Raw genomic sequence first — 18764 nt, forward strand, 5'->3', positions numbered from 1 at the left:
CACCGTTGCCGTTCCCGCCGCCGTTGCCGTTTCCGCCACCGTTGCCGTTTCCGCCGCCGTTGCCGTTTCCGCCGCCGTTGCCGTTTCCGCCACCGTTGCCGTTCCCGCCGCCGTTGCCGTTTCCGCCACCGTTGCCGTTTCCGCCACCGTTGCCGTTGCCGCCACCGTTGCCGTTACCGACGCCGTTGCCGTTTCCGCCACCGTTGCCGTTTCCGCCACCGTTGCCGTTACCGACGCCGTTGCCGTTGCCCGGATTGCTCTCGTCGCGGCCATCGGCATCGTTGCCGTGTCCGTTGTTGCCGTCGTCATTCTCGGCGATCACGGATTCGAATACGCCACCGCTTTCGGGCGTGCCGTCACTGGCGTCCAGAGCCGCATATTCGATATGCGCTTCGGTCTCGCCGCCGACCAGGCCTTCGGTGAGCGCGCCGATCGATACCGGCGCCGCGCGGATCTCCGCGCGAATCTCGTTGCCGCTGAAGTCACCGGCGGGGACGGTCAGCGCCGCCGTCGCCGTCGGGGCGGTTTCCGAAGATGACACGGTGGTGCCTTCCGCAGGCGCGTTGGGCGACTGAATCACGCGTGTCTCGTCGCCTTCGACCGTAAGGCGATAACGATCACCCACGGCCACCAGTGCGATTTCGCCGGGCTCGACGAGATCGCTCGCGCCACCATCAAGCGTCGAAACCTCGACCAGACCCTCGAGCACCTGCACGGACGAACCGCCTTCGTCGACGGTCACGGAGAAAGTCGTGCCTTTGACCACGGCCGCTAGATACGGCGTTTCGACGCTGAAATGCTGGTGATTTCTTCGCTGGACGTTGTAAATAACGCTTCCAACTTCTTCAATTATCTGTGTAATTCCTCCGGCTCGCGTATCGCCAGGCAAGCGGAGCCGGGAGTCGGGGGAGACGATCATATATTCGTCGCCACGCGTCACCACCGCACGTCCGCGATCCCCAGTGACCAGGACATCGCCCGAATAGAGCATGCCGCCACGCGTCGCCGTGCGCGACACGCCGGCGCGCAGAACATGGACCTCGCCGCTGGCTTCGGTAACGCGCCATCGCGGCCCATCGGCCCATGCGGGCTGGCTGGTCGCTGCGAGAAGCGCTGGAATCGCGCAATAAATGGCTTTGCGCATGGTTTTTCCCCTTGGTCCTTATGTCTTGCGCCCTGGGCAATGCACCCACGGGCTTCTTCGTCAGACTGCGGGATAGCGGGGCGCGGGTTACGGACTTCTGTGGAAATCGGGTTAAGGCATCCTTTAGGAAAGCGACGCGTTAAATCCTTTTTTAGCGATCCCCTTGTAACCGTGGCGTCAATTCGGATTTGGGGATCTTCTCGAACGACCATGCGAAGCGCAAAATTCTTGCTCGCCCTCTCGGCAGTGGCGTTGTCGCATGCGGTGCCGGCCGCGGCGCAGAACGCGCTGGATCGGGGCGATCCCGGCATTATCGAGGAGGAATTCGAACGGCAGCTTCCGCGCGAACAGGTCGATGACGTCACCCTGCCGGTTGCCGATCCCGACCGGATATCGACGGTCGATGCCGACGATGGCGTCTTTGTCGGTGCCATACGCGTCGAAGGCAGCTCGCTTCCGGCGAGCCGCTTCGTACCGGTCATATCGGACTATGTCGGACGCATCCTCTCGCCCGAAGATCTCCAGCAGCTATCCGGCGCGATCGCAGGCGTATTGCGGGAAGAGGGGTATATCTTTGCAAGCGCCCGGGTCGCGCCGCAGCGTCTCGATGCCGGCATGCTGCGGATTACCGTCGATGAAGGCAGCATCGAGGATATTCGCTATGTGGGCGCGCGAAACAGCGCGGTCGAGCGCATCCTGGCGCCTCTCGCAGATGGCGAGCCCGTAGCCGAGAACCGGCTTGAGCGACGTCTGCTGCTCGCGGCCGACGTGCCCGGCATTCGCATCACAAACACGCAGTTTTTCCGCCGGGACGGTACCGGTACGCTCCAGGTTTCGGTCGCGCAGGACGATGTCGAGGGCTGGGCACGGCTGAGCAATGACGGCAGCGAGGCAGTCGGCCCGTGGCGGTTCCAGGCGGGAGTCGCCGTCAATAGCGCCATCGCAGACGGCGACAGGCTCCGTATCTCCACAAGCGCGACGCCGTTCGAGCCCGGCGATTTCGCGCTCATCCGCCTGTCTTACGATATTCCGCTCGGCGATGACGGTACGACGGTCGGTTTCAGCGGCTATTACGCGCATTCGGAGCCGGAAGACGACATTCCGAGCGCCGATCGCGATGGCGACAGCATCGGCGCCTCCGTAGCCGTTCGGCACCCGTTCATCCGATCGCGGGCCGGCAGCCTGTGGGGCAGCTTTGCGCTCAGCTATCGCGAAACCATGCAGGACGATAATGGCATTCCCATCCGCGAGGACCGCGTAACCACTGCAGAATTGGGCCTGAACGGCTTTCTGCGGGTCGGTAACGCGCATCTGAGCGGCGGAACGCGCCTCACCCAGGGCCTCGGCATTTTCGACGCTTCGCGCGAAGGTGACGCCTTGACGTCACGCTTCGACGGCAGCGGGGTGTTCACCAAGGCCGAGTTTTTCGGGCGCTTCTGGAAGCCGCTCGGCGGCGGTTTCAGCGTCGAACTCACCGGCCGGGCCCAGCTCGCATCGCGCGAACTGCTCGCGGGCGATGAATTCGGGATCGGCGGACCCTATTATGGCCGCGGATTCGACTATTATGAGCGTTCGGGCGAAAACGGCATCGCGGGCGCAATGGAGCTTCGATACGATATAAGAGACGTATCGGAGGCCATTGATAATATACAATTTTACGGATTTTTCGATGCCGCTGGCGTGCGGAACCTCGGAAATGGCGGTGGTGGCGGCCGCCTGACGTCCGCAGGGGCCGGCCTCAGGGCATATATGGCCGACTCCATACGCATCGGCCTCGAGGCCGGATTCCCGCTCAACACCGACAGGTTCGACAGCGGCGACCGGAGCCCGCGTTTGCGATTCTCGATCGGCGCGGATTTCTGAGAAAGCGCTGGCGGACAGGGTGGGATTCGAACCCACGGTGAGCGTGAACCCACGCTGGTTTTCAAGACCAGTGCCTTAAACCACTCGGCCACCTGTCCCGCGATATCCGGCGCTTATCGCGCAAACGCCCTTTTGTGCAAGCCGTGCGACGAAAAGCCTTTCTTTTGCGCCCGCCGCTATGGCAGGAGGGTGCGGGAAAGGTATCCCGATGCGTAATCTCACTCTTATCAAAGCGTTTTTCCTGATGCTTGCGGGTTTCGGCCTGGCGAGTCCTGCCACGGCCCAGTCCGATGCGGGTTTCCGCGCCTACATGCAGGAACTGCGCGCGCAGGCGATCGCCGAGGGCGTTCGGCCCGAAACGCTCGATCGGATCATTCCGACACTCAGCTACAATCCGCGGGTCATCCAGCTAGACCGCAACCAGCCCGGCGGCAGCTTCGATTCCCCGATACCGCCCTTCGCGCCCTATCAGGCCCGCCACGTCAATCCGACGCGGATCAATGGCGGCGTGGCGACCTATCGCCGCGTCATCGGACAACTCCGCGATATCGAAGAGCGGACGGGCGTTCCGGGCAAGATCGCCATCGCGATTTACGGCCATGAGACGGGCTATGGCCGGATTACCGGCGATTTCGACCTGCCGCGCTCGCTCGCAACGCTCGCCTATGAAGGCCGGAGACGGGAATTGTTCGCCGGCGAATTCATAGCCGCCATGAAGATGATCGACCGCGGCGTGCCACGCGACCGTCTGATCGGCAGCTGGGCAGGGGCCTTCGGCTATCCGCAATTTCTCCCCAGCGTCTATCTGCGCCTCGCCATAGACGGCGACGGCGACGGCCGTGCCGAGATCTGGCGCAGCGAGGCGGATGCGCTCGCATCGATCGGCAACTATCTCGAAAATGCCGGCTGGCGGCGCGGCGAGCCTTGGGGGATAGCCGTAAACGTCCCGTCGTCGCTCAACCGCGGTGCTATCGAAAACCGCACGAATGCGACGCGATGCCCGCGCGTTATGGAACGCCACAGCCGCTGGCTGTCTATGGCCGAATGGCGCGAACTCGGGATCCGGCCGCGCCGCGGCATCTGGCCCGACGACAATGTGATGGCCACGCTGCTCGAACCCGATGGGCCGGGCAACACCGCTTATCTTCTCACCAACAATTATCGCGTGATACTCGACTATAATTGTTCGAATTTCTATGCCCTGTCGGTGGGGTTACTGGCCGATGAAATTGTTCGATAAATGGAAATGGGCCGCCGGATTGTCGCTGTTCGCACTCGCCGCTTGCGGCGGTAGCGGCGGCCGCGAGCTTCCGCCGGCAACGGCTGGCGGCCAGGGGCCTGTCTATGGCGAGGCCGTTTCGGATACGCCCGTCCAGATCGGCGCGCCATATACGATTGACGGTCGGACCTACACGCCGTCCGATCCATCCCATTATGACGAGGTCGGCCTTGCCTCCTACTACGGCGCGGAGCTGTCCGGCCGCCCGACGGCCAATGGCGAGCGGTTCCGGCCGTCCGGCATAAGCGCCGCACACCGCACATTGCCGCTGCCATCCTATGTCGAGGTAACGGCGCTGCAGACCGGGCGTACCATCCTCGTGCGCGTCAACGACCGCGGACCTTTTTCCGAAAACCGGATTATCGACCTGTCGGTCGGCGCGGCGCGGCAGCTCGGCATAGTCGAACAGGGAACGGCGCCCGTTCGCGTGCGCCGGGTGCAGCCGATCGAAAGCGACAGGGCGCGTTTGCGCGCCGGGCAGCCGGCGCAGCCGCGGCTGGATACCTCGCCGCAACTGCTCGATGCCTTGCGCGCGCAATTCGAGCGGGGCGGCGGCATCATTCCGCCGGCCGTACCGCCGCCCGACGCGTCTGGCCGCAGCGCGGTCGCGGATAGTGTTGACAGCAGTCGTCCAACCACGGGCGCGCAATGGCTTGAGGAAGAGGAGCCGCAACCGCCCGCGGCCACACGCACCCCCGCGCCAGCGGCAAGCGGAAGCTATTACGTCCAGCTCGGCGCCTTCTCGAACGCCGCGAACGCCCAGCGGCTCGCCGATCGCGCCCGGCGCCTCGGTCCGGTGAGGATCGTCTCCGCCGGCAATATCCGGCGGGTCCGGCTCGGGCCTTACCCGACGCAGTCGGCCGCCCAGCAAGCCCGGTCGCAGGCGCGATCCGCCGGTTTTTCAGATGCCCGTATTTTCCGGGATACCGGACGATAGAAGGAACCAAAGGAGCACATGCGTAAGTCCCCCATCCTGCTGGCGCTGGCCATGTTTGCCGTCGCCGGTTCGAGCCAGGCCCAGCGGCCGGAATATGACGGCGAAGCGCCCATCGCCTATCTTGTCGACATGAGTTCGGGCGCGGTCCTGTTCGCCCGGAACGCGGAAAGGCGCATTCCGCCGGCGTCTATGGCGAAGATGATGACCGCGCATGTCGTTTTCGACCTGCTCGACGAGGGCGAGATCACGCTGGATCAGGAGTGTACGGTACGGCCCGATACATGGCGACAATGGAGCGGCCCGAGCGCCGGATCGACGATGTTCCTGTCGCCGGGCGAACAGGTGAGCATCGAAAACCTGCTCTATGGCGTCGTGACGGTATCGGGCAACGACGCCAGCGTGGTGCTTGCAGAGTGTATTTCAGGCACGGAATCGGCTTTCGCGGCGCTCATGAACCGCAAGGCTGAGGAGCTCGGGCTCGAGAACAGCAATTTCGGCAACAGCACGGGTTGGCCGGACGAGGGCGAGAGCTATGTGTCGGCACGCGATCTGGCGCGGATCGCGATCGCCACGATCCGCCGCTATCCCGAATATTACAGCCAGTTCTACGGCCGCCGCGAATTCACCTGGGGCGAAACGATGGGCGGCGAACCCATCACGCAACCCAATCGCAATCCGCTCATTGGCAACGTCAATGGCGCGGACGGCCTCAAGACCGGCCATACGCAGGAAGCGGGGTACGGCTTTACGGGATCTGCGGTGCAGGATGGCCGCCGCCTCGTCATGGTCGTGGCTGGCCTCGATTCCTACAATCAGCGGATCGGCGAATCCACGCGCTTCATGGAATGGGGTTTCAACGCCTGGCAGTCGCGCCAGCTTGTCGCCAGCGGCGGGCGCGTGGGTACGGCCCGCATCCAGGGCGGTAGTGCGAGAGAAGTCGGCCTGGTGGCACCGCGCAACCTTGCGATCACGGTGCCGGCCGGACTGATCTCGGAGCGTCAGGCGAAGATCGTATATCAAGGCCCGGTGCGCGCGCCGATCGCGGAGGGCCAGCATATTGCCGATCTGGTCGTCGAAACGCCGGGCATGCCGGCCCAGAGACTGCCCCTGGTCGCGGAGGAAGCGGTAGGGGAGCGCGGTTTCTTCGGCCGGGCCTGGGCGGGTTTGCTGTCGCTGCTCGGCCTTGGATAAGGCCGGGTGCCGGGCAAGTTCATCACTTTCGAGGGCGGCGAGGGCGCCGGCAAATCGACGCAAACGCGCCTTTTGGCGTCATGGCTCCGCGAACGCGGCATCGAGACGGTGGAGACCCGCGAACCGGGCGGCACGCCTGGTGCCGACGCCATTCGCGCGCTACTGCTGGAAGAGGATGCACCGCTGACGGCGACGGCCGAGGCGCATCTGTTCGCGGCGGCGCGCGCCGATCATGTCGAAAGCCTCATTCGGCCAGCGCTGGCCGACGGCAAATGGGTGATTTGCGATCGTTTTATCGATTCGACGCTCGCCTATCAGGGCGCGGCGGGCAATCTGGGTGTCGAGCGTGTTCGCGCGATCAATGAAACGGCGATCGGCGATACTTGGCCCGATCTGACCGTCTTGTTGCGGATGGACGGCGATGCGGGCACCCGCCGTGCCGTCGCGCGCGATGGTCTCGATCACGACCGGTTTACACGCCGCGATCTCGCCTTTCACACTGCCGTCGCCGATGCATTCGACGCATTCGCCAGCGAACAGCCGGACCGTTTCATTGTGATCGACGGGGGCAAGTCCGTTGAGGACGTGGCCGCGGCAGTGCGTAAAGCCGTCGAGAAGCGATTCCTATGACGCTGTTCGGCCACGATAGCGCGATCGAGGCGTTTCGTGCGGCGCTTGACCGCGGGACCTTGCATCATGCCTGGCTGCTGGCCGGGCCCAAAGGCGTCGGCAAGGCGATGTTCGCCGATCTGGCGGCGCAGCGCGTATTGGCCCAGGCAGCCGCGCCGGATGGACTGGGTGAAGGGCTTGCCGTCGCCGAAAACCATCCCACGGCGCAATTGATCAAGGCCGGCAGCCATCCCGACCTGCGCAAACTCGTACGCCTGCCTCGCGACCGCAAACCGGAGGAACTGGCGCGCAACATCACCGTCGACCAAGTCCGCGGAATCCAGTCGCTCTTCGCAACGACGCCGTCCATGTCGGATTGGCGCGCGGTCGTGATCGATGCGATCGACGATCTGGAGCGCCCGGCCGCCAACGCGCTCCTCAAAAATCTCGAAGAACCGCCGCCCAATTGCGTCTTCCTGCTCGTCTGCCACAGCCCGGGGCGGATACTGCCGACCATCCGTTCCCGCTGCAGAACGCTCAAATTTTCAAGGCTTTCCGATGACGTCATGACGTCGGCCATCGCCCAGGCCGAGCCCGATATGGATGCCGAAGAACGGACGGCGCTGGTAAGGATCGGCAACGGCGCACCGGGCCAGGCGCTCCAATATGCGGGTCTCGATATCGCCGAGCTGGATTCGGCCATCGCCGCGTTGATCGCAAAGGGCGATCGTGGCAACGGCGCCCGCGCCGCGCTGGCGCAGAGCCTCGCCCTCAAAAAGGCGCAGCCGCGATACGAAGCCTTTCTCGATCGCGCGCCGTCCGCCATCGCCGCCCATGCGCGGACGCTCGAGGGCAGGGCGCTCGAAAACGCGCTCGATGCCTGGGAAGAGGCACGGTCATTGGCGGGCGGGGCGCTCCGCCTGTCTCTGGACCCGCAAAGCACCGTTTTCACGCTTGCCGGACTGCTCGCTTCGCTGCATGAACCGCGGCATGACGCCTGATTCCAAGCCATTCTACATCACGACCGCGATCAGCTATCCCAACGGCAAGCCCCATATCGGCCATGCCTATGAAGCGGTCGCGACCGACGCGATCGCGCGCTTTTTTCGGCTGTCCGGCCGGGATGTACGGTTTCAGACCGGTGTCGACGAGCATGGCCTGAAAATGGTCAAGACGGCCCGCGAGCGCGGCATGGATATCCGCGAGTTCGCCGATGAAATGACGCAATATTTTATAGATATGTGCAACGTTCTTAACATCGATTATGACCGCTTTATCCGTACAACGGAAGAAGCCAACCATCGCGCGGCACAGGCGATCTGGACGCGGATGGCGGAGAAGGGCGATCTCTATCTCGATCGCTACGAAGGTTGGTATTCGGTCCGCGACGAAGCCTATTACGACGAAAAGGAACTGATCGACGGGGAAGGGGACGAGAAACTCTCGCCCCAAGGCACGCCCGTGGAATGGACCGTCGAGGAAAGCTGGTTCTTCAGGCTCTCCAATTATCAGGACAAGCTGCTCGAATTATACAAGAATCATCCCGAATTCCTTAAGCCCGACAGCCGCCGCAACGAGATCGCGCGTTTCGTCGAAGGTGGGCTACGAGATCTCAGCATTTCGCGCACCAGTTTCGACTGGGGCGTCAAGGTACCCGGCAATGACGATCATGTCATGTATGTCTGGCTCGATGCGCTGACCAACTATCTGACCGGACTGGATTTCCCGGACGAGGAGGGGCTCTACGCGCGATACTGGGGTGAGGGGGCGGAAAGCGTCCATATTATCGGCAAGGATATCGTCCGCTTCCATACCGTCTATTGGCCGGCATTCCTTATGAGCGCGGACCTGCCGCTGCCATCGCGCGTGTTCGGCCATGGCTTCCTGCTCAATCGCGGACAGAAGGAGTCGAAATCGCTCGGGAATGTGACCGATCCGATGGCGCTGGCCGAGACGTTCGGCGTCGATCCGGTCCGCTATTTCCTGCTCCGCGAAGTCAGCTTCGGCAGCGACGGCAGCTATTCGCCAGAAGCCATCGTGACTCGGTGCAATGCCGATCTCGCCAACGATCTCGGCAATCTGGCCCAGCGCACGCTGTCCATGATCGCCAAGAATTTCGACGGCACGGTGCCGGATCCGGGCGAACCCACCGAGGCCGATACGGCGCTCATGGCGCTTTTCGAGGCGATACCCGGTGAGGCCGCGGAGGCGATGGACGAATTCGCCATTCACCAGGCGCTCGAGGCGATCTGGAAGGGCGCGGCCGAAGCCAATCTTTACATATCCGAGCAGCAGCCCTGGGCCGTCCGCAAGACCGACCCGGATCGGGCAGGGGCCATCCTCTACCGTTGCGCGGAAGCGGTGCGGCAGCTCGCGATCCTCGCGCGCTGGGCCATTCCCGCATCCGCCGATGCGCTGCTCGACCAGCTGGGGCAGCCTGCCGACGCACGCGATTTTGACGCATTGGCGAAACCGCTCGAACCGGGATTGGCTTTGCCCCCGCCGCAGGGCGTGTTTCCCCGGCTCGAAATGCCGGACGAGCACGGTGACAGCTAAGGGCGCAATCCCTATCTCCCTGGTATGTTTGTCGATAGCCATTGCCATCTGAACTATGACGGACTCGTCGAGCGTCAGGACGACGTGATCGAGGCTGCGCGGGCGCGCGGCGTTTCGACCATGCTCAACATCTCGACGCGCGAGCGCGAATGGGATGCGATTATCGGTACGGCCGAGAAGGGCGACGATATCTGGGCGTCCATTGGCATCCATCCGCACGAGGCCGATGCGCACCCCGAAATCGACACCGCCAAGCTGCTCGCCCGCGTTGATCACCCCAAAGTCGTCGCGATCGGCGAGACCGGCCTCGATTATTATTACGAACATTCGGACCGCGAACAGCAGAAGACGAGTTTTCGCAGTCATATCGCCGCCTGCCGGGAGAGCAGACTGCCGCTAATCGTGCATACGCGCGACGCTGAGGAGGATACCGCCCAAATCCTGACCGAGGAGATGGAGGAGGGGCCCTATCGCGGCGTTATTCACTGCTTCACCGCAAGCCAGGATTTCGCCGAGAAGGCGCTCGATCTCGGTTTCTACATCTCGATTTCCGGCATCGTGACCTTCAAGAATGCGAAGGATTTGCAAGCGACGGCAGCGAAACTGCCCCGAGATCGCCTGCTGATCGAAACGGACTCGCCGTTCCTCGCGCCCGTACCCAATCGCGGCAAGACATGCGAACCGGCATTCGTGGCCGACACGGCGGCTTTTCTCGCGGATTTGCGCGGTGAATCGGTTGAAGATCTGGCGGCCTATACGACGCGCAATTTTCACACGTTGTTCGACAAGACGACCGCGTGAAGCTGCGGGTACTCGGCTGCGGCACCTCTGCCGGCGTTCCGCGGATCGGCAATGACTGGGGCGCGTGCGATCCGAAAGAACCCCGGAACCGGCGGACACGATCGTCGATTCTCGTCTCCGCGGGCAATCAGACCATATTGATCGATACCGGGCCCGATCTACGGCAGCAGCTGCTCGACGCCGGCGTCAAACGCGTCGATCACGTCATCTGGACGCACGAACATGCCGATCATTGTCACGGTATCGACGATATCCGGCAGCTCTATTTCGCATTGGGCGGACCCGTACCGTGTCTCGCCCGGCCAAGGACTCTGCGCGAGATCCAGCAGCGGTTCGATTTCGCATTCCGCGGAAACGGGCCGTATCCGTCCTACGCGCAGGGTATGACGCTGACGGATCGTACAATGCTCGGCGGCGTGACGGTGACGGCGGCCGATATGCCGCACGGCACGATCACGTCGGCCGCCCTGCGGTTCGACCATGGCGGCAAAAGCATAGCCTATACGACCGACTTCACCGGACTGCCGGCCAAGGCGTTCGAATGCGTCGAAGGCGTGGATGTCTGGGTCGTCGATGCGCTCCGGCGCCGCGAGCATCCCACCCATCCGCATCTTGCACAGACGCTGGACTGGATCGAAAAGGCGAAGCCAGGACGCGCGATACTGACGCATATGGACCATTCGATGGATTATCGGACTCTGCTCGACGAACTGCCGGACAATGTCGAACCGGGCTATGACGGCTTGGAGGTGGAGCTGACATGACCGACGGGCAGGGAATCAGCCTCGTCTGGGCCGTTGTCATGCTGGTCGTTGTCGGCAGCGCGCTCATCGCCCGGCGTATCCCGATCGGCCAGGCCGCCAAAATGGCGCTTGCCTGGGTCGCGATCTTCGCCATCGGCCTGACGATCTATGCTTTTCGCAACGATATCGGCGCGTTCGGACAAAGAATCTGGTACGAAATCGATCCGCCCGACAGCGTCGCGGTCGGCGAGACGTTGCGTATCCGCAAATCGGAAGACGGGCATTTCTGGGTCAATGTGCGGATCAACGGCAATGAAGAGCGGTTCCTGATCGATAGCGGCGCGACGGTCACTGCCTTGTCGGTCGGCGCGGCCCAACGGTCCGGCGTCGAGCCGGGTGGCGGCTTTCCGATGATCCTCAACACCGCGAACGGACCGATATCGGCGGATCGCGCCGAAGCCGAAACGCTGATCGTTGGAACCATCCGGCGCGACAATATGCCGGTCGTCGTTGCCGAGGAATTCGGCGGGACCAACGTGCTCGGCATGAATTTCCTGTCTTCGCTGTCGAGCTGGGGCGTCGAAGGCGATTGGCTGATCCTGGAACCCTGAGAAACGGTGATCCGCATCACGGAGCGCACGTTCCGATCATGTGAAACAGGCTTCGTCGCACAGTGATCAGGAAGCTTGTTATGAAAAAGTCCAGTGCATGTATCGCGGCGGTCGCCGCAATCTTCTGTCTCAGCGCCAGCCCGGCATCGGCGCAAAACAACAATGCAGCAACCGAATTGCGCGGACCGCAAAACAATCAGCAGGTCGGCCTCTTGCTGCCGGCCGTACAGTCCGCCCGGGAAGCCGCACGTCGACCGCAGGCGCGCGGAGCAGGCGGCGGACCGCATGTCCGCGTGTTCGACGGACAGAGCAGCAATCGCGCCCGAAACCGGTTTGACCGCGGGACTCAGACTAGATCGCATCGCGGCGGCGTGCGCGTTGCTGTCGGCGATGTTAACGGCGACGGCTACGACTAAGCCCGTCTTTGACCACATGAACAGGCGCTCCGGTCATTGGCCGGGGCGCTTTTTCTTATTAGAACGGCGGGCGCACGGGCGAGAGGGGCCGTAAACCGGGAACGACGTTTAATTTAACATAATGTATATTATCGGGATTAGTGATCGATGGACGTGACGCACCCCTCTCCGGAAAATGGTGATCTTGGACAGCGTATCGAGCGCTTGGCAGCCATCATGGCGCGCTTGCGCGATCCGGAGCATGGCTGTCCGTGGGATGTCGAACAGGATTTCGCCTCGATCGCCCCGTACACGATCGAGGAAGCCTATGAGGTTGCGGACGCGATCGAACGCGACGATCTGGCGGCGTTGAAGGATGAGCTCGGCGATCTGCAGCTCCAGGTCGTCTTCCATGCGCGTATGGCTCAGGAATCCGGGCATTTCGATCTTGCCGGCGTCCTTGACGGTATTTCCGAGAAGATGGTGCGCCGGCACCCGCACGTTTTCGGTGCAAATGGCGGCGCTGATGCGGAAACACCGGGCTGGGAGGCCATCAAGGCGGCGGAGCGGGAAGAAAAGGGCGGCGGGAGCGCGCTGGATGGCGTTGCGAGCGCCCTGCCCGCCCTGCTTCGTGCTGAAAAGCTCCAGAAACGCGCCGCACGCACCGGTTTCGACTGGCCCGATACCGAAGGTCCGAAAGCGAAGATTGCCGAAGAGATCGCCGAAGTCGAGGATGCGAAGAACCCGGCAGAACGCACTGAAGAAATTGGAGATTTGCTGTTCGCCGTCGTCAATTGGGCGCGGAAGATGGACATCGATCCGGAAGCCGCCCTGCGCGAGGCCAATCGCAAGTTCGAACGGCGCTTCCGGGTCATGGAAGAGCGCGGCGGCGATGGATTCTCGGACCTGTCGCTCGATGAAATGGAAAAGCTGTGGCGCACCGCCAAGCGGGACGAGGCTTAGCCGGCCGATACGCGGCCCTGGAACCGCTCCCAGTCGATTGCCGAAAGCTTGACCGACAGGTTCATCAGCTCGCCTTCAACCTCTTGATTGATAACGCTTCCATTGCGGTGCAGCCAGGCGAGATTTTCGCCGTCCGAGACCGGAAGGCTGATATCGTGAATCGCACTGCCGCGATCGAGCCGCTCTACCATCAGCGCCCGAAGGTCCTCTATCCCTTCCCCGGTCAGCGCCGATAGCGCAACGACGTCGTCGCGACGTGCCGCCGCGTTGCACAGCTGTTCGCGTGCGGCGTCATCCAGTGCATCGATCTTGTTCCAGGCCTCTATCACCGGGGCGCTCCCCTCCCCGTCTATCGCACCGATTTCGCGCAGCACCTGCTGCACGTCCACATTCTGCGCGTCACTGTCGGGGTGCGAGATATCACGGACATGCACGATCAGGTCGGCCGCATTGACCTCTTCGAGCGTGGCGCGGAACGCGGCGACGAGTTGGGTCGGCAGATCGGAGACGAACCCGACCGTGTCGGACAGGATCGCCTTGTCGAGCCCGGGCAGTGCGATCTCACGCATAGTCGGATCGAGCGTCGCGAACAGCAGGTCTGCCGCCATGACGTCACCGCCGGTCATCCTGTTGAAAAGTGTCGACTTTCCGGCGTTCGTATAGCCGACCAGCGCGATTACCGGCCACGGGGCCTTCTGCCGGCGCGCCCGGTGCAAACTCCGCGTCCGGCGCACTTGCTCGAGTTCGCGGCGCAGCTTTGCCATACGATCGCGGATCATGCGCCTGTCGGCCTCGATCTGCGTTTCGCCGGGGCCGCCGAGAAAACCGAAACCACCGCGCTGCCGTTCCAGGTGGGTCCAGCTGCGCACGAGGCGCCCAGCCTGATAATCGAGATGGGCGAGTTCGACCTGCAATCGCCCTTCCGCGGTGGCGGCGCGCTCCCCGAAAATTTCGAGAATAAGCCCGGTGCGGTCGATCACCTTGATCTTGAGTTCATCTTCAAGGTTCTTTTGCTGAACGGGTGTGAGCGCCGCATCGACGATAGCGAGGTCTGCCTCTGCGAGCCGTGCCGCGACGGCCAGCTGTTCGACCTGCCCTTTGCCAAACAGCGTCGCCGGCCGCGTCTGGCGCACGTTCACGGCGCGCTTTTCGACTACGGCGATGCCGATGGCTTCGGCGAGGCCGGCCGCCTCTTCGAGGCGCGCGTCATTGTCCCGGCTATCGTCGTGGCCGAAATCGGGGAAGACGATCAGCGCGCGATCACCGCGCCTCAGACCATCAAGTTCGTCGCGATCGAAAACGCTCAAAGCGGAAGCTCAGGAACCGGCGTCGGGATCGGCGCTGCCAAGGTCGATCGCGTTGGCCGGCTGGATCGTGGAAATCGCATGCTTGTAGACGAGCTGCGACTGCCCGTCGCGGTTGAGCAGCAGGCAGAAGAGGTCGAAAGCGGCGACTTCGCCCTGCAGCATTACACCATTGACGAGGAACATCGTCACCGGATCGCGCTCGCGCTTGACCGCATTGAGGAAGATTTCCTGGAGCAGCTTGCCACGCTTTTCCTCCGCGAAGGTTTCCTCGATCTCCGTCATGTCCATGGGACCGCCAGGCATGATCGTCGAGATTGCATGCTTGTAAACGAGCTGCGACTGACCATCGCGGCGCAGCAGTACCGAGAAATTGTCGAACCAGGTGATGACACCCTGAAGTTTGACGCCCTTCACGAGAAACATCGTGACCGGGGTTTTCGACTTGCGCAGCGTATTGAGAAACAGATCCTGAAGTATATTGACCTTTTCAGCCATAATGGCCTCCGGCTCTTGGCGGGTCGTAGCCCGCTGGGCATCGTTGATCGACGTCTGTTCGATAAGGCGGCGACCCGCCTCTTCCGGAATGTAGGTGCGCGCTAGTCCGACTTCAATCGGACGTCTTCTTCTTCGATTCGTTCAAGCCCAGCGTCTTCAGTTTCCGGTGGAGGGCCGAGCGTTCCATCCCGATAAAGGTCGCCGTGCGCGAGATATTGCCCGAGAAGCGCCGGATCTGGACGCGCAGATATTCGCGTTCGAACGTCTCGCGCGCCTCGCGCAGTGGCGTACCCATGATCGCCTTCGCGCCCTTGTCCGGGGCGATCTGGAGCTGGTCCTCGAGGATTTCGGCCGGCAGCATATCGGCATCGATGCGCGAAATACGGTCGCCCGGCGCCAGGATGATCGTTCGCTCGACGATGTTGCGCAGCTGGCGCACATTGCCCGGCCACTCATAGGCCTGCATCGCGGCGATCGCCTCGTCGGAAATTTCCGGATTCGGCACGCGCCGCTCGGCCGCGTAGCGCGCGGCAAAATGCTCGACGAGCGGCGGGATATCCTCACGCCGTTCGGCCAAGGGCGGCAGATGGACGGGCACGACGTTCAGCCGGTAGAACAGGTCCTCACGGAACCGGCCCTCGGCTATCTCCGTTTCGAGATCGCGCGCCGTTGCCGAGATCACGCGGACATCGACATTCACAAGCCGCTGCCCGCCGACGCGATTGAAGCGCTGATCGGTCAGCACACGCAATATGCGGCCCTGCGCAGCGAGCGGCATGTCGCCGATTTCGTCGAGGAACAGCGTTCCGCCATGCGCCTGTTCGAGCAGTCCAGGACGCGGACCATCCTCGTCCTCCGATCCGAATAGCTCCTCTTCGACCCGGTCCGTCGTCATACGCGCGGCGCTGACGACGACGAACGGCGCATCGGCCCGGCCGCTCCAATTGTGCAGGAGCCGTGCGGCGACCTCCTTGCCGACGCCCGCCGGCCCGGTGATCATCACCCGACTGCCCGTGCCGGCGACGCGCTTCAGCGTCGCACGCACACTGTTGATCGCGCTCGAATTGCCGGTCAGCTCATCCTCTTCGCCGATCCGCGCCTTGAGCTGTTCGTTTTCGCGCCGCAACCGGTCCGTCTCGGTCGCGCGCGCGACCAGATGCAAGAGGCGCGCCGCCTCGAACGGCTTCTCGATAAAGTCCACCGCCCCGCGGCGGATCGCGGCGACGGCCGTGTCGAGATTGCCATGACCCGATATCATCAAGACCGGCAGGCTCGGATCGCGCTGCTTGATCTCGTCGAGCAGGTCGAGCCCGTCGAGCTTGGACCCCTGCAACCAGACGTCGAGCAAGACCAGCGATGGCCGCCGCTCTTCCAATGCCGCGATCGCTTCGTCGCTGCTCCGCGCGGTGCGCGCCTCATAGCCTTCGTCTTCGAGGACCCCGGCGACAAGCTCGCAAATATCGGCTTCATCGTCGACGACAAGAATATCGAGCGACATCAGGCGGTCTCCTCACTGTTACGCGTTAACTGGTCGAGACGATCCTCTTCACCCCCCTCGCCTGCTTCCATATCTTTCAGCGGTGCGAGCGCCTCGACATCCAATATGACCCGGACCCGGCTCCCCCCCTCAGGCCGGTCCGAGAAACTGATCGTTCCGAAATGCTCCTCGACGATCTTCTTGACGATGGCGAGACCGAGGCCGGTGCCGCTCTCCCGCGTCGTCATATACGGCTCGGTCAGGCGCTCGCGTTCGGCCGGCAGACCGACCCCATTGTCCTCGATATCAAGCACGATGCGCGGACCGTCCTGTGCGATCGATAGCGTGATTTCGCCGCCTGTCTCGCCTTCGCCATGCTTCTGTTCGACGGCCTCCACAGCATTCTTCACGACATTGGTCAGCGCCTGGCCCAATTGGCGGCGGTCGCAGACCACGGGTGGCAAGCCTTCCGGCGCCTGCTGGGTAAATTCGATCTCCGGATGCGCGACCTCGTGCAGGAACATCGCCTGCCGCGCGATATCGAGGATCGATTCTTCGCGAAACACGGGCTTCGGCATGCGCGCGAAGGACGAGAATTCGTCGACCATGCGCCGGAGATCGCCCACCTGCCGGACGATTGTTCCTGTAAGCTTCGTAAAAACGCCGCTATCGGGATCCGCCGCGTCGCCGAAACGCCGCTGCAGCCGTTCCGCGGCGAGCTGAATCGGCGTCAGGGGATTCTTGATCTCATGCGCAATACGCCGGGCGACATCGGACCAGGCCGCGCGTCGTTGATCGAGCAATTGCTGGGTAATGTCGTCGAAGGTCAGCACATGACCGCCCTGATCCTCGACGAGAGTCACGGCGAGCGTGCGCGGTTCGCCGCCACTCGTCATCTGAATGACTTTCGTATCCTCCCCGCTCTCGAGCAGGCGGTCCAGCTCCGGTGCGAAGTTGTCGAGGCAATCCCCCATCACCGCCTGCTGATCGACTTCCATAAGCTCGGCGGCGGATCGGTTGATCAGGCGTATCCTGCGCTCGCCGTCTACGGACACCACGCCCGCGGTCACGCTGGATAGCACCGCTTCGGTAAAGGCGCGGCGGCTGTCGAGCTGGTCGTTCGCCAGCACGAGCGCGCCCGTCTGTTCCTCCAGGCGTCCTGTCATGCCGTTGAAGGCGCTTGCGAGCGTACCGATTTCATCGCGTTCCTCTGGCACCGGCACGCGTGTCGACAGATCGCCATCGGCGACCTTGCGCGCCGCTTCAACGAGCAATCCCACCGGGCGGACGAGCCGGTCCGCTACGTTCAGCGCGATCCAGATGGCCGCTGCGACGATCAGCAGCGAGATTACGAGCAGCGCCGCATTAAAACGCAGCTGCATGATCTGTCCGCGGTCGATCAGCTCGTCATAGTCTTCCAGGATGGCCGTGGCACGCTCCGTCTGGAGCTGCATCTGCGGATCGGACGCGCGCGAAGCATAGATCAGGTACGGCGACTCCTCTCCGAACCGCGCCAGTGCCTCGAACCGGTCGCCGGCGTCATTGACCGCCGACTGGCTCTCCGCATCCAGCGTCGCCAGCAGCGACGCCGTCAACCGCGACTCCATGGACGCGTCGTCGGGATTGACGAGTGCAACGGTGCGGACTTCGCCGCCCTCCCCGACCGTGAAGATCGCCGCATCGGAGAGTTCGCGCGCATAGACCTGAAAGGCGAAATTCTCGACGAATTCGGGCGTCTCGAACGACGATCCCTCGACGAGCGGCGCGAGATCGGCAGCCATCGTCCGTGTCTCCGCCTCAACCTCTTCGAGGCTTTCGAGATAAAAGTCCTGCGCGAGGCTACCGGCATTTTCGAGCGTATCGCGCGCGCGCTCCGAAAACCAAAACTCGACGCCATATTGAAAGAGGATCGACGCGAATATGACAACCAGAAGCGTCGGCACCGCAGCGATCGCTGAAAACAATGCCACCAGGCGGACGTGCAGGCGTCCCCTGCCGCCGATCGGCGATTGCGCCGCGCGGCGCTGGGCGATCCGCCGCGCGATCAGCACCATCAGAAACATCGCCGGGACCAGAAGGGAGACGAGCAGCAACGCGGTCAGAAAAGGCGTAAGGAAGAGTTGATCCGGGCCTTGCCGGGTCAACACGACATAGCTGGTCGCGACCATTGCCAAGAATATGCCGAGCGTCGTCAGCTCGATAGACGGCATGAACCAGCTCTTCTGACGCAGGCCGTCAAGGCCATCGTCATCGGCCATTTGTTCGCCGGAAACCTTCTCGCTGGTCATCGTTGCAGCGCTATCACAGCGCCGTTGCATAGAAAACACAGTTTTCCATAGACTCTAGGATATCGCAGCGCTTCATTCGGGCGGTCTGTCGCAAATCGGCAAGTG

At 63.0% G+C, this 18764-nt stretch carries 17 protein-coding genes and 1 tRNA gene; 12 read left to right on the forward strand and 6 right to left on the reverse strand.

The window, feature by feature from the left end; all coding sequences use genetic code 11:
* On the reverse strand, positions 1-1144 hold a 1144-nt coding region (locus ACTS1Z_RS13110), incomplete at its 3' end, for a FecR family protein (RefSeq protein ID WP_442624908.1).
* Between the two features lie 210 nt (positions 1145-1354).
* Here ACTS1Z_RS13110 and ACTS1Z_RS13115 point away from each other — a divergent pair.
* Positions 1355-3007 carry a ShlB/FhaC/HecB family hemolysin secretion/activation protein gene (locus ACTS1Z_RS13115; RefSeq protein ID WP_442624909.1) on the forward strand — a complete coding sequence of 551 codons (1653 nt, stop codon included), beginning with the start codon at positions 1355-1357 and terminating at the stop codon, positions 3005-3007.
* A gap of 8 nt (positions 3008-3015) precedes the next feature.
* On the opposite strand, the gene ACTS1Z_RS13120 is transcribed toward ACTS1Z_RS13115, so the two are convergent.
* Positions 3016-3105 (reverse strand) — tRNA-Ser (locus ACTS1Z_RS13120).
* 110 nt (positions 3106-3215) lie between these two features.
* Between ACTS1Z_RS13120 and ACTS1Z_RS13125 the strand changes: the two genes are divergently transcribed.
* The 11 genes from ACTS1Z_RS13125 to mazG all read left to right on the forward strand — a co-directional run bounded on the left by ACTS1Z_RS13125 (position 3216) and on the right by mazG (position 13092).
* Positions 3216-4247: a lytic murein transglycosylase gene (locus tag ACTS1Z_RS13125; protein WP_442624910.1), complete on the forward strand. Its 1032-nt coding sequence runs from the start codon at positions 3216-3218 to the stop codon at positions 4245-4247.
* Positions 4231-5223 (forward strand): septal ring lytic transglycosylase RlpA family protein, encoded by a 993-nt coding sequence (locus tag ACTS1Z_RS13130; protein WP_442624911.1) that lies wholly within the window; start codon positions 4231-4233, stop codon positions 5221-5223. The genes ACTS1Z_RS13125 and ACTS1Z_RS13130 overlap by 17 nt, the downstream gene beginning before the upstream one ends.
* 18 nt (positions 5224-5241) lie before the next feature.
* Positions 5242-6414, forward strand: a complete 1173-nt coding sequence (locus ACTS1Z_RS13135) for a D-alanyl-D-alanine carboxypeptidase family protein (RefSeq protein ID WP_442624912.1) — start codon at positions 5242-5244, stop codon at positions 6412-6414.
* A gap of 6 nt (positions 6415-6420) precedes the next feature.
* Entirely contained in the window at positions 6421-7044 is a 624-nt protein-coding gene (gene tmk / locus ACTS1Z_RS13140; protein WP_442624913.1) for a dTMP kinase, read from the forward strand.
* Complete coding sequence (locus ACTS1Z_RS13145) at positions 7041-8024, forward strand: DNA polymerase III subunit delta' (RefSeq protein WP_442624914.1); 984 nt, start codon at positions 7041-7043, stop codon at positions 8022-8024. Before tmk ends, ACTS1Z_RS13145 begins: the two co-directional genes overlap by 4 nt.
* Positions 8014-9579, forward strand: a complete 1566-nt coding sequence (metG, locus tag ACTS1Z_RS13150) for a methionine--tRNA ligase (protein WP_442624915.1) — start codon at positions 8014-8016, stop codon at positions 9577-9579. The genes ACTS1Z_RS13145 and metG overlap by 11 nt, the downstream gene beginning before the upstream one ends.
* A gap of 24 nt (positions 9580-9603) precedes the next feature.
* Positions 9604-10380, forward strand: a complete 777-nt coding sequence (locus tag ACTS1Z_RS13155; protein ID WP_442624916.1) for a TatD family hydrolase — start codon at positions 9604-9606, stop codon at positions 10378-10380.
* A complete protein-coding gene (locus tag ACTS1Z_RS13160) occupies positions 10377-11144 on the forward strand; it encodes an MBL fold metallo-hydrolase (RefSeq protein ID WP_442624917.1) in 768 nt (255 codons plus the stop codon). Before ACTS1Z_RS13155 ends, ACTS1Z_RS13160 begins: the two co-directional genes overlap by 4 nt.
* On the forward strand, positions 11141-11734 hold the full coding sequence (locus ACTS1Z_RS13165) for a retropepsin-like aspartic protease family protein (RefSeq protein ID WP_442624918.1): 594 nt from the start codon (positions 11141-11143) through the stop codon (positions 11732-11734). Before ACTS1Z_RS13160 ends, ACTS1Z_RS13165 begins: the two co-directional genes overlap by 4 nt.
* Positions 11735-11814: 80 nt before the next feature.
* Positions 11815-12150, forward strand: a complete 336-nt coding sequence (locus ACTS1Z_RS13170) for a hypothetical protein (protein ID WP_442624919.1) — start codon at positions 11815-11817, stop codon at positions 12148-12150.
* Between the two features lie 147 nt (positions 12151-12297).
* Positions 12298-13092, forward strand: a complete 795-nt coding sequence (mazG, locus tag ACTS1Z_RS13175; RefSeq protein WP_442624920.1) for a nucleoside triphosphate pyrophosphohydrolase — start codon at positions 12298-12300, stop codon at positions 13090-13092.
* On the opposite strand, the gene hflX is transcribed toward mazG, so the two are convergent.
* The 4 genes from hflX to ACTS1Z_RS13195 form a co-directional block, all read right to left on the reverse strand.
* Positions 13089-14399, reverse strand: coding sequence for a GTPase HflX (gene hflX, locus ACTS1Z_RS13180; protein WP_442624921.1), 1311 nt, complete (start codon positions 14397-14399; stop codon positions 13089-13091). The genes mazG and hflX overlap by 4 nt on opposite strands.
* A gap of 9 nt (positions 14400-14408) precedes the next feature.
* Positions 14409-14894 (reverse strand): RNA chaperone Hfq, encoded by a 486-nt coding sequence (gene hfq, locus ACTS1Z_RS13185; protein WP_442624922.1) that lies wholly within the window; start codon positions 14892-14894, stop codon positions 14409-14411.
* Positions 14895-15006: 112 nt separating this feature from the next.
* Positions 15007-16392, reverse strand: a complete 1386-nt coding sequence (gene ntrX / locus ACTS1Z_RS13190) for a nitrogen assimilation response regulator NtrX (protein ID WP_442624923.1) — start codon at positions 16390-16392, stop codon at positions 15007-15009.
* A complete protein-coding gene (locus tag ACTS1Z_RS13195; protein WP_442624924.1) occupies positions 16392-18659 on the reverse strand; it encodes a sensor histidine kinase in 2268 nt (755 codons plus the stop codon). The genes ntrX and ACTS1Z_RS13195 overlap by 1 nt, the downstream gene beginning before the upstream one ends.
* Between the last annotated feature and the right edge of the window lie 105 nt (positions 18660-18764).

This window comes from Parasphingopyxis sp. (genome assembly GCF_052168295.1).
Lineage (GTDB): Bacteria > Pseudomonadota > Alphaproteobacteria > Sphingomonadales > Sphingomonadaceae > Parasphingopyxis.

Coding starts and splice junctions, on each gene's coding strand:
- ACTS1Z_RS13170 (WP_442624919.1), top strand. CDS start 11,815: ATGAAAAAGTCCAGTGCATGTATCGCGGCGGTCGCCGCAATCTTCTGT.
- ACTS1Z_RS13115 (WP_442624909.1), top strand. CDS start 1,355: ATGCGAAGCGCAAAATTCTTGCTCGCCCTCTCGGCAGTGGCGTTGTCG.
- ACTS1Z_RS13130 (WP_442624911.1), top strand. CDS start 4,231: ATGAAATTGTTCGATAAATGGAAATGGGCCGCCGGATTGTCGCTGTTC.
- ACTS1Z_RS13125 (WP_442624910.1), top strand. CDS start 3,216: ATGCGTAATCTCACTCTTATCAAAGCGTTTTTCCTGATGCTTGCGGGT.
- ACTS1Z_RS13145 (WP_442624914.1), top strand. CDS start 7,041: ATGACGCTGTTCGGCCACGATAGCGCGATCGAGGCGTTTCGTGCGGCG.
- ntrX (WP_442624923.1), bottom strand. CDS start 16,392: ATGTCGCTCGATATTCTTGTCGTCGACGATGAAGCCGATATTTGCGAG.
- mazG (WP_442624920.1), top strand. CDS start 12,298: ATGGACGTGACGCACCCCTCTCCGGAAAATGGTGATCTTGGACAGCGT.
- metG (WP_442624915.1), top strand. CDS start 8,014: ATGACGCCTGATTCCAAGCCATTCTACATCACGACCGCGATCAGCTAT.
- ACTS1Z_RS13195 (WP_442624924.1), bottom strand. CDS start 18,659: ATGACCAGCGAGAAGGTTTCCGGCGAACAAATGGCCGATGACGATGGC.
- ACTS1Z_RS13165 (WP_442624918.1), top strand. CDS start 11,141: ATGACCGACGGGCAGGGAATCAGCCTCGTCTGGGCCGTTGTCATGCTG.
- ACTS1Z_RS13135 (WP_442624912.1), top strand. CDS start 5,242: ATGCGTAAGTCCCCCATCCTGCTGGCGCTGGCCATGTTTGCCGTCGCC.
- ACTS1Z_RS13155 (WP_442624916.1), top strand. CDS start 9,604: ATGTTTGTCGATAGCCATTGCCATCTGAACTATGACGGACTCGTCGAG.
- hfq (WP_442624922.1), bottom strand. CDS start 14,894: ATGGCTGAAAAGGTCAATATACTTCAGGATCTGTTTCTCAATACGCTG.